A 12,294-nucleotide genomic window follows, 5' to 3' on the forward strand; every position below is an offset into this window, starting at 1 on the left:
TAACATGAAGGTGTTTTTATTGTGCTTATCTAAGCATTGCAAAGACTCTTACAATTCAGAAATACGAATAATCTTCGTCCTATTCTTCATTTTTCTTACGTTTGGCAAGAAATCCAAGACCAGTTGCAGTTGCCAAGGCACCCAAGGCCATACCTAATGATGAGTTTTCCTCACCAGTCTTCGGAAGTGCTTGGCTACCACGTTTGTGCTTAGGATCTCTCACTTCAGAAATTGATTCTGAAGTAGACACTGAAGCACTTGTTGATGCTGAGGCTGAAAGACTTGCTGATGTACTCAATGAAGTTGAAATACTTGTTGAAGTGCTTGTGCTTTCAGAAGCACTCAAGAATGCCGATGTAGAAGCGGACTCGGAGACTGAAGCGGAGGCGCTCGCTGATTCTGACGCACCTACTGAGGCTGACGTAGATACTGAAGCGGATACGCTCGCTGATTCTGACGCTGAGACTGAAGCAGATGTGCTTGCTGATACAGACTCGGATGCACTTTCACTTTGTGATTCGCTCAACGATACAGACTCACTAGCTGAAATCGAAGTACTTACTGAGGTTGACACAGACTGTGATTCTGAGACTGACTCACTTACTGAAGTTGATTCTGAGTTTGAAATGGATTCTGATTCAGACACAGACGCACTCTCTGAAACGGACTTGGAGTTCGATACTGACTGCGACTCTGAAATTGAGACACTTACTGAAGTCGATTCTAAGGCTGAGACTGAAGCGGATGTACTTGCTGACGCTGATGTACTCAATGACGTTGAAGTACTTGTGCTTTCAGAGGCACTCAAGAATACTGATGTAGATGCTGACTCGGATACTGAAACGCTTGATGAAGCAGTTTCTGATGCAGATGCACTTGCACTTTGCGATTCGCTCAACGATACAGACTCACTTGTTGAAATCGAAGAACTTTCTGAAGCGGCTGCGCTTGCTGATTCTGACGCTGAGACTGAAGTTGAAACTGAGTTTGAAATAGACTGTGATGCTGAGACAGAAGCACTTTCTGATGCAGACACTGAATTAGAGACTGATTGTGATCCTGAAACAGATGCATTCAATGACGCTGACTCACTCAAGGATGCTGATTCAGAAGCCAAAACTGATGCACTTGTGCTCTGTGATTCACTCAAGGATACAGACTCACTAGCTGAAACTGAAGCACTTAATGATGCTGACTCTGAGTTTGACTCAGATTGTGATGTTGACGTTGATTCACTCTCTGAAGTCGAAACTGAATTTGATTCTGATTGTGAAGCTGATGTCGATTCACTTTCTGACGATGACTCTGAAGTTGAGGCAGATTGTGATTCTGATACATAGGCTGAGACTGAAGCTGAAACTGAGTTTGAAATAGACTGTGATGCTGAGACAGAAGCACTTTCTGATGCAGACACTGAATTTGAGACTGATTGTGATTCTGATACATAGGCTGAGACTGAAGCTGAAACTGAGTTTGAAATAGACTGTGATGCTGAGACAGAAGCACTTTCTGATGCAGACACTGAATTAGAGACTGACTGTGATCCTGAAACAGATGCACTCAATGACGCCGACTCACTCAAGGATGCTGAGTTAGATGTCGAAACCAATTCACTTGTTGAAATGAAGCTTGAAGCCGAGTTCGAAACAGATTCAACAGTTGAAATAATCGCAGAAATTGAAGCACTGAAAGCTTGAGACTGACTTTCAAATACAGAAGCACTTAATGAGCTCGAAGTACTCAATGATACTGATTCAGAAGCCGAAACTGATGCACTCGTGCTCTGCGATTCACTCAATGATGCTGACTCACTAGCTGAAACTGATGCACTTTCTGACGCTGATTCTGAATTAGATACAGACTGTGATTCAGAAACTGAGGCACTCTCTGATGCTGATTCGGAGTTAGATACAGACTGTGATTCTGAGATTGATTCACTTACTGACGCTGACTCTGAAGTTGAAGCAGACTGTGATTCAGAAACTGATGCACTTAATGACGCTGAAACTGAGTTTGACTCGGATTGTGAAGCTGATATTGACTCGCTCTCTGACGCTGAAACTGAGTTTGAAATAGACTGTGATGCTGAGACAGAAGCACTTGTTGATGCAGACACTGAATTAGAGACTGATTGTGATCCAGAAACGGATGCACTCAATGACGCCGACTCACTCAATGATGCTGAATTAGATGTCGAAATCGATTCACTTGTTGAAATGAAGCTTGAAGCCGAGTTCGAAATAGACTCAACAGTTGAAATGATTGTAGAAATTGAAGCACTGAAGGCTTGAGATTGACTTTCAAATACAGAAGCACTTAATGAGCTCGATGTACTCAATGATGCTGATTCAGAAGCCGAAACGGATGCGCTTGTGCTCTGTGATTCACTCAATGATGATGACTCACTAACTGAAACTGATGCACTTACTGACGATGAAACTGAGTTTGAGACTGATTGTGACTCAGAAATTGATTCGCTTACAGATGCTGATTCTGAGTTTGAGACTGATTGCGACTCAGAGACTGACTCACTCTCTGAAGCTGACTCATAATTTGAGACTGATTGTGAATCCGAAATTGACGCACTTACTAAGGCTGACTCTGAAGTTGAAGCGGATTGTGACTCAGATACTGACGCACTTTCTGATGCGGATTCTGAGTTAGACTCTGATTGTGATTCTGATACAGAAGCACTTACTGACGATGACTCGGAATTAGACACTGATTGTGATTCGCTTACTGATGCACTTTCTGATGCGGATTCGAAAGTTGAGACAGATTGTGATTCAGACACTGATGCACTCTCTGAGGCTGATTCTGAGTTTGAAACAGACTGTGATTCAGAAATTGATTCACTTACTGACGATGATTCTGAATTAGACACTGATTGTGATTCAGACACTGACGCACTCAATGATGCTGACCCAGAATTTGAAACAGACTGTGATTCTGAAACTGAAGCACTCTCTGAAGCGGATTCAGAATTTGATACAGATTGTGATTCTGAAATTGATTCACTTACTGAGGCTGACTCTGAATTTGAAACCGATTGTGACTCAGATACTGAAGCACTTTCTGAAGCTGACTCTGAGTTTGAGACAGACTGTGATTCCGAAACTGACTCACTCTCTGAAGTTGAAACGGAATTCGACTCTGATTGTGACTCAGAGATTGACGCACTTTCTGAAGTCGAAACTGAATTTGATTCGGATTGTGACGCTGATGTCGACTCACTCTCTGAGGCTGAAACTGAATTTGATTCGGATTGTGAAGCTGATGTCGACTCACTCTCTGAGGCTGACTCTGAGTTGGAAACAGACTGTGATTCAGACACTGACGCACTTACATAGGATGACTCAGAAGTTGATACTGATTGTGATGTCGACGTTGAGGCACTTTCTGAAGCTGAGACTGAATTTGACTCCAACTGTGATGTTGATGTTGACGCACTTACTGAGGCTGAAGTTGAGTTCGACTCAGACTGAGATGTTGAAGTTGAGGCACTTTCTGAAGTAGAAACTGAGTTTGACTCGGATTGTGATGCTGATGTCGACTCACTCTCTGAAGTCGAAACTGAATTCGATTCCAGTTGTGATGTGCTTACTGATGCACTTTCTGAAGCTGAAACTGAATTTGACTCGGATTGTGATGTTGACGTTGAGGCACTTTCTGAAGCTGAGACTGAGTTTGACTCGGATTGTGATGCTGATGTTGATTCACTCTCTGAAGTCGAAACTGAGTTTGACTCGGATTGCGATGTTGATGTTGATTCGCTCTCAGAGGTAGAAACTGAGTTTGACTCGGATTGTGATGTCGACATTGACTCGCTCTCTGAAGTCGAAACTGAATTCGACTCGGATTGTGACGCTGATGTTGACTCACTTTCTGACGATGACTCGGAAGTTGAGGCAGATTGTGATTCTGAAATTGATTCACTTACTGACGATGAAACTGAGTTCGATTCAGACTGTGAAGCTGAAACTGATTCACTTACTGACGCTGATTCGAAGTTTGAAACAGACTGTGATTCTGAAACTGACGCACTTAATGAAGCGGATTCGGAATTAGACACTGATTGTGATTCTGAAATTGATTCACTTACTGATGCTGACTCTGAGTTTGAGACAGACTGTGATTCTGAAATGGATTCACTTAATGACGCTGACTCTGATGTTGAAGCAGACTGTGATGCTGAGACTGATTCACTTACTGATGCTGATTCGGAATTTGAGACAGACTGTGATTCTGAAACTGACGCACTTAATGACGCTGATTCTGAAGTTGAAGCAGACTGTGATGCTGAAATGGATTCACTTACTGACGCTGATTCGGAATTAGACACTGATTGTGATTCAGAAACTGATGCACTCTCTGAGACTGATTCGGAATTAGATACAGACTGTGATTCTGAAACTGATGCACTCTCTGACGCTGATTCTGAAGTAGACACTGATTGTGAGACTGAAACAGACGCACTTACATAGGCTGACTCGGAAGTTGAAACAGACTGTGATGCTGAAAATGACTCACTTGTTGAAGCTGATTCTGAATTTGAAACAGACTGTGATTCTGAATTTGATTCACTTTCTGAAGTAGAAACTGAGTTTGACTCGGATTGTGACATTGATGTCGACTCACTCTCTGAGGTAGAAACTGAATTCGATTCGGATTGTGAAGCTGACGTTGATTCACTCTCTGAAGTAGAAACTGAGTTCGATTCAGACTGTGAAGCTGAAACTGATTCACTTAGTGAGGCTGATTCTGAATTTGAAACAGACTGTGATTCTGAAACTGATGCACTTTCTGAGGCTGATTCTGAGTTTGATACAGACTGTGATTCAGAAACTGATGCACTTTCTGAGGCTGATTCTGAGTTTGATACAGACTGTGATTCAGAAACTGATGCACTTTCTGAGGCTGATTCGGAGTTTGAAACAGACTGTGATTCAGAAACTGATGCACTCTCTGACGCTGATTCGGAGTTTGATACAGACTGTGATTCTGAGACAGACGCACTTTCTGATGCTGACTCTGAGTTAGACACTGATTGTGATTCAGATACAGACGCACTTTCTGATGCTGACTCGGAATTAGACACTGATTGTGATTCGCTGACTGATGCACTCTCTGACGCTGACTCGGAATTAGATACTGATTGTGATTCGCTGACTGATGCACTCTCTGACGCTGATTCGGAGTTTGATACAGACTGTGATTCTGAGACAGATGCACTCTCTGACGCTGATTCACTTTCTGAAGTAGAAACTGAGTTTGACTCAGATTGTGATGCTGATGTCGACTCACTTTCTGACGCTGAAACTGAGTTTGATTTGGATTGTGATGTCGATGTTGACTCACTCTCTGAAGTAGAAACTGAGTTTGACTCGGATTGTGACGCTGACGTTGATTCGCTCTCAGAGGTAGAAACTGAGTTTGATTCGGATTGTGACGCTGACGTTGATTCACTCTCTGAGGTAGAAACTGAATTCGATTCGGATTGTGACGCTGACGTTGATTCACTCTCTGAGGCTGAAACTGAATTTGATTCTGATTGTGATGCTGACGTTGATTCACTTTCTGAAGTTGAAACTGAATTTGATTCTGATTGTGATGCTGATGTCGACTCACTTTCTGAAGTAGAAACTGAGTTTGACTCGGATTGTGACGCTGACGTTGATTCACTTTCTGAAGTAGAAACTGAGTTTGACTCGGATTGTGATGTTGACGTTGACTCACTCTCTGAAGTTGAAACTGAGTTTGACTCGGATTGTGACATTGATGTCGACTCACTCTCTGAGGTAGAAACTGAATTCGATTCGGATTGTGATGCTGATGTTGATTCACTCTCTGAAGTCGAAACTGAATTTGATTCAGATTGTGACGCTGATGTCGATTCACTTTCTGAAGTTGAAACTGAGGTTGACTCGGATTGTGATGCTGATGTCGATTCACTTTCTGAAGTAGAAACTGAGGTTGATTCTGATTGTGATGTCGATGTTGATTCACTTTCTGAAGTTGAAACTGAGTTTGACTCGGATTGTGATGCTGATGTCGATTCACTTTCTGAAGTTGAAACTGAGTTTGATTCTGATTGTGATGTTGACGTTGATTCACTCTCTGAAGTTGAAACTGAGTTTGATTCGGATTGTGACGCTGACGTTGACTCACTCTCTGAGGTTGAAACTGAATTTGATTCTGATTGTGACGTTGACGTTGACTCACTCTCTGAGGTAGAAACTGAGGTTGACTCGGATTGCGATGCTGACGTTGATTCACTTTCTGAAGCTGAAACTGAGTTCGACTCGGATTGTGACGCTGATGTCGATTCACTTTCTGAAGTTGAAACTGAGTTTGACTCGGATTGTGATGTTGATGTCGACTCACTTTCTGAAGTAGAAACTGAGGTTGACTCGGATTGCGATGCTGACGTTGATTCACTCTCTGAAGTCGAAACTGAGGTTGACTCGGATTGTGACGCTGACATTGACTCACTTTCTGAAGTCGAAACTGAGTTCGATTCTGATTGTGATGTTGATGTTGACGCACTTTCTGAAGTCGAAACTGAGTTTGAGACTGACTGCGATTCAGATACTGACGCACTTTCTGAGGCTGAAGTTGAGTTCGACTCAGACCGAGATGTTGAAGTTGATTCACTCTCTGAAGTTGAAACTGAATTTGACTCGGATTGTGACTCACTAATTGATTCGCTGACTGAAGCTGACTCTGAATTAGAAACAGACTGTGATTCTGAAATTGATGCACTTACTGACGCTGAAACTGAATTCGATTCCAGCTGTGATGTGCTTACTGATGCACTTTCTGACGATGACTCGGAAGTTGAAACAGACTGTGACTCTGAAATTGAAGCACTTACTGAGGCTGAAGTTGAGTTTGACACTGATTGCGACTCAGAGATTGATTCGCTTACAGACACGGATTCTGAAACTGAAGCACTTGTTGAAGCTGATTCGGAATTTGATACGGATTGTGACTCGGAAACTGAAGCACTCTCTGAAGCGGACTCGGAAGTCGAGACTGATTGCGATTCAGACACTGATGCACTCGCTGAGGCTGATTCGGAATTTGATACGGATTGCGACTCTGAAACAGACGCACTCTCTGAAGCGGACTCACTTTGTGAGACACTAGTCTTCAAGGACTCACTTAATGAACTTGAAACGCTCTCCGATTTCACGGCACTCAAAGATGTGCTTGTTGAAGCTGACTCACTTTGCGAAACGCTTGTCTTCAAGGACTCACTTAATGAGCTTGAAACACTAGCTGATTTCACGGCACTCAAAGATGTGCTTGTTGAAGCTGACTCACTTTGTGAGACGCTGGTCTTCAAGGATTCACTCAAGGAACTTGAAATGCTCGCCGATTTCACAGCACTCAAAGACGCACTTGTTGATGCGGATTCACTTTGAGATTGGCTGGTCTTCAAGGACTCACTCAAGGAACTTGAAATGCTCGCCGATTTCACGGCACTCAAAGATGCACTCGTTGAAGCTGACTCACTTTGTGAGACGCTGGTCTTCAAGGATTCACTCAAAGAACTTGAAACGCTTTCCGACTTCACTGCACTCAAAGATGTACTGGTTGAGGCTGATTGACTTTGTGAGACGCTTGTCTTCAAGGATTCACTCAAAGAACTTGAAACGCTCTCCGATTTCTCAGCACTCAAAGACGCACTTGTTGATGCGGATTGACTTTGCGAAACGCTTGTCTTCAAGGACTCACTCAAAGAACTTGAAACGCTCTCCGATTTCACGGCACTCAAAGAAGCACTCGCTGAGACTGATTGACTTTGTGATTTTGAAACACTCTGTTGAGCTGATAAACTCAAGGAACTTGAGATACTCTGTGACTTCACGGCACTCAAAGACGCACTCGCTGAGGCTGATTGACTTTGTGATTTTGAAACACTCTGTTGTGCTGATAAACTCAAGGAACTTGAAATACTCTGTGACTTCACGGCACTCAACGACGCACTCGCTGAGGCTGATTGACTTTGTGATTTTGAAACACTCTGTTGAGCTGATAAACTCAAGGAACTTGAGACACTCTGTGACTTCACGCCACTCAAAGAAGCACTCGCTGAGGCTGATTGACTTTGTGATTTTGAAACACTCTGTTGAGCTGATAAACTCAAGGAACTTGAGACACTCTGTGACTTCACGCCACTCAATGACGCACTCGTTGAAGCAGATTGGCTTTGTGATTTTGAAACACTCTGTTGAGCTGATAAACTCAAGGAACTTGAGACACTTTTTGAAGCAACCTTACTCAATGAAAGGCTGGTCGACGCAGACTGCTTAGCGGACTCACTTCGACTTTGAGAAATCGATTCCTGCTTAGACTGACTGGCACTTTGCGACACTGACTGGCTGTGATCACTATCCGACAATTTCACCGTCACAACATTCGTCGTACTGTCTTTATAAGTAATCGTTACCGTTCCATCGCTATTAACCGTATAAGACTTAATACGGTTGGCAACCTCTGGATTCAAGGCCGACACAGCCGCAATAATCTTGCTTTTATCTGCATCTGTTAAGGCAGTCAGGCTAGTCACCTGAATAGTGCTTGTCGGTGCCACACCCGGCGTACGATCTGCTAAGCGTCCCTGAGTAATACGAATCTCACCCAAGCCATTTGGACGGTTCATATTTGAAGCATTGTCAATCGCAGCAACATTACGTTGCCATGTGTTTCGGAAGGAATGGTAAAGGTCATCCTTCAAATGAATGGTCGCTGTGATGGTTGCAGGATTGTCACTCGTTGCTGTGATATCTCCCGTAATCGGTGCAATATTACCTGTTCCATACTGGCTACTACCAAAGAAATTTCCGTTCAAGGCATTGTCATCCAAGTCGGCTCTTGCAACGACTTTCATTTCTTTAAGCTTGCCACTGTCATCTGTAGCCGTGAAAGTCAAAACAGCATCATCACCAGCATAGATGATATAGTTTTTCCCACCACCTTCGAGAGGCGTAGACTTAGGTTCCACACCATCGACAGTCAACTTGGCCGTCACTTCAGGACGAGTTCCGTCCGTTACAGCCACGGAATTGCTGGCATCTGAGTATACCGCATAATCATCATACATGATGCGAGCTTTGGCTGTTACACCACCCGTTTGTAACTTAACTGTCGGCGTCACAATCGCTTGACCCGAAGCATCTGCCACTGCTGTTCCAACCTCGTCGTCATTATTGTATAGAACGACTGTAGAACCTGGCTCAGCTCCTGTCACCGTTACAGGTGTCTGCGTGTAAGCCTTGTCCAATAATCTCGTTTCAACCGTTGGTGCTGCAAGTCGCTTCACTGGAGCCGTCACATCATTTGTGGTGTTATCTTTATAAGTAATAGTCACCACACCAGATGATGAAACCGAATAAGATTTAAAATCCTTTGAAGTGGCAATATTTGGGTTAGCATTCTTAAAGGCCTCCCAAACCTTATCTTTTTCGGCTTGAGCGAGATTACTTGTGTCATTAACAAAAGTCCCCGTTGTCACAGCCGTAATCGGGTTTCGAATGCCATCATTTTGTGGCAAAACCTGAATACGAAGCGTACGTGTCACTGACTGCCTAGCCGTATTAGTCACTACAAAAGAAACATTATAAATTTTCCCAGGCGTTACGACCTCTGTCTGCCCAACAGTCCCCACAATATTAAAGGCGACTGCACTATTTTTCAATGCAGAGGTCTGAGGCACGTTGATGCCATTCACTCGATCACTACCAGAAGCGTAGCCAATGCTTTTAATACTATTTCGTGTAGGAATGGTTTCAACAACATTATAAGCTTGATTGATGTAGTCAGAGTTATAAACAGAAATCAAGGCATTGTTAGCCAGACCTAAATTATACTGGGGTGCACGGAGGTTGCTATCAGCATCAATGCGAGAACCATTACGAGGATCACGCTGACCAGATGTCGCACGAAGCACCGCATTGGCAAGACTATTTCTAGCCTGACGAGCCTGAGTTATCGTAGGAGACACATCGCTATCACGATCAGCCAGACTGACACGAATGGCATCCAAGGCTTTATCTCCCTTGAGAATAGCAACCTCCGTATTTGGCAAATCAACAGCTTGAGCTTTATAGGTATAAATGTCTAAGGCTAAATCTTTGAGACGCTTTTCTTGTTCTAAACGCTCAGCATCAGCCACAACCGAGGCAGCTAGTAGCCCAGTCGCCGTATCAGATAATTGGCGATTCGTTTGCACTTCAGATGTCAAGGAAGTGTTTAACAAAGTTGACTCTGAGCTGACAAGGGATAGCCCTACTTTAGAGTCGCTACCACTATCACTCTTGCTAACTGACTGAACAGATGCACTTGCACTATGCTCTGATGATTTTTCAGCTGCGCTCTCTGACAGACTATGTGAAGAAGAATCCGTCTGACTTACTGATTCCGACTTAGAAGTTAATGAAGCTGACAAGGAAGCAGAAAGCGAGGCACTCAATGACAAGGATGTCGATCTTGAAGCTAATTCAGAAGCAGACACCGATTGGCTACGTGATAAAGACTCACTCAAAGAAGCCTCCGAAGTCTGACTTGACGCAGTTTCTGATGACTCTTGACTATTTACTTGACTCTCTTGAACACTGGACACAGACTCCATATTTCCAAGAACAACGGAATCAGATGCAGCCAAAAGATCAGTCTTAGCTCCTGCTTCACTTTCCAAAATCGGTTGATTAGTCATTTCATCTGCATGAGCTACTTGAGTCGCAACAGAACCACCTAACAAGGCCCCCGTTGCAAGCACTCCCTTAAGCACTGTCTGACCTGAAAAAGCAGGTGCATCCACCTCTACCTGATGGCCAGCAACAGACGGTGTATCCACGCCTCCTCTAAGCACCTTGAAAAGACCAAAATTCGACGTCGCCGCACGAAGCCAGTGCTTCCCTGACTTAACCAATTTAAAGCGTGTCACACGATCGGTTTCACGATATTGACCTTCATTCCTTCTAAAGAACATATATACTCCATTTATTTTTGATTAAAACACTCCTTTAAATTTTATCATAAAATTAAGCAAAAAATCTCATTTCAAGATTGCTTTCTAGCAATTAATCACTTCTTTCATCCCCCTAAAAATACGATAATAATGGTAACCCTAAGACTTATTAAAACTATTTGTATTTTTAGAATATCAAACTAAAAAAAATCCCCCTACCAATTAGGAAATCACTCTAATCGATAGGGGATATTTGATTATCTCGCTAGAAGATAATGATTAAACTTACTAAGACTTAGAAGTCTTCACTTTCTTCTTCATCTTTCTTACGTTTAGCAAGAAAGGCGAGACCTGTTGCAGTTGCCAAAGCACCCAAGACCATACCTAATGATGAGTCTTTCTCACCAGTCTTAGGAAGCGCTTGGCTACCACGTTTGTGTTTAGGATCTTTCACTTCAGAAGTTGATTCTGAGACACTCAATGAGGCAGACACTGAAGCACTTGTTGAGGTAGAGGTTGAAAGACTTGCTGAAGTACTCAATGATGTTGAAAGACTTTTTGAAGCACTTGTGCTTTCAGAGGCACTCAAGAATGCTGATGTAGAAGCTGACTCTGATACAGAAGCGGATGCGCTCGCTGACGCTGACTCTGATACAGAAACTGATGTGCTCTCTGATTCTGATACAGACATACTTGCACTTTGTGATTCACTCAACGATACAGACTCACTTGCAGAAATCGAAGCACTTACTGAGGCTGATTGTGATTCACTCAATGAGACACTCAATGATGCTGACTCTGATACTGAAACGCTTGATGATGTACTGATAGAATCTGAGGCAATGACGCTTTCAATATCTAGGCTTTCAAGTGATAGAATGGCTGGCTGACCTTTACTTGAAATTACAGAATTAGAAGCCGAAATAGAGGCGCTTGCTGACTCTGAAGAACTTGCTGACGCTGACGCACTTGCTGAAGCTGAGGCGCTTGCTGACTCAGATGCACTTGCTGACGCTGATGCACTTACAGAGGCTGAGGCGCTTACTGACTCAAACGCACTTGCTGAGGCTGACGCACTTGCTGATTCTGATGTACTTGCTGAGGCTGAGGCGCTTGCTGATTCTGACGCACTTGCTGACTCTGATGTACTTGCTGAGGCTGATGTACTTGCTGAGGCTGAGGCACTTGTTGATTCTGAAGTACTTGCTGAGGCTGACGCACTTGTTGATTCTGAAGTACTTGCTGATTCTGAAGCACTTACTGAGGCTGACGCACTTGCTGATTCTGATGTACTTGCTGAAGCCGAGGCACTTACTGAC

Annotated in this window: 2 protein-coding genes; both read right to left on the reverse strand. The window is 43.4% G+C overall.

What is annotated here, in order from left to right; genetic code table 11:
* Positions 1-79: 79 nt before the first annotated feature.
* On the reverse strand, positions 80-10,996 hold the full coding sequence (locus O3670_RS10260) for an accessory Sec-dependent serine-rich glycoprotein adhesin (RefSeq protein ID WP_371596106.1): 10,917 nt from the start codon (positions 10,994-10,996) through the stop codon (positions 80-82).
* Positions 10,997-11,270: 274 nt separating this feature from the next.
* On the reverse strand, positions 11,271-12,294 hold a 1,024-nt coding region (locus O3670_RS10265), incomplete at its 5' end, for an LPXTG cell wall anchor domain-containing protein (RefSeq protein WP_371596107.1).

This window comes from Streptococcus sp. 27098_8_74, assembly GCF_041431705.1.
In the GTDB taxonomy this organism is placed as follows: domain Bacteria; phylum Bacillota; class Bacilli; order Lactobacillales; family Streptococcaceae; genus Streptococcus; species Streptococcus salivarius_E.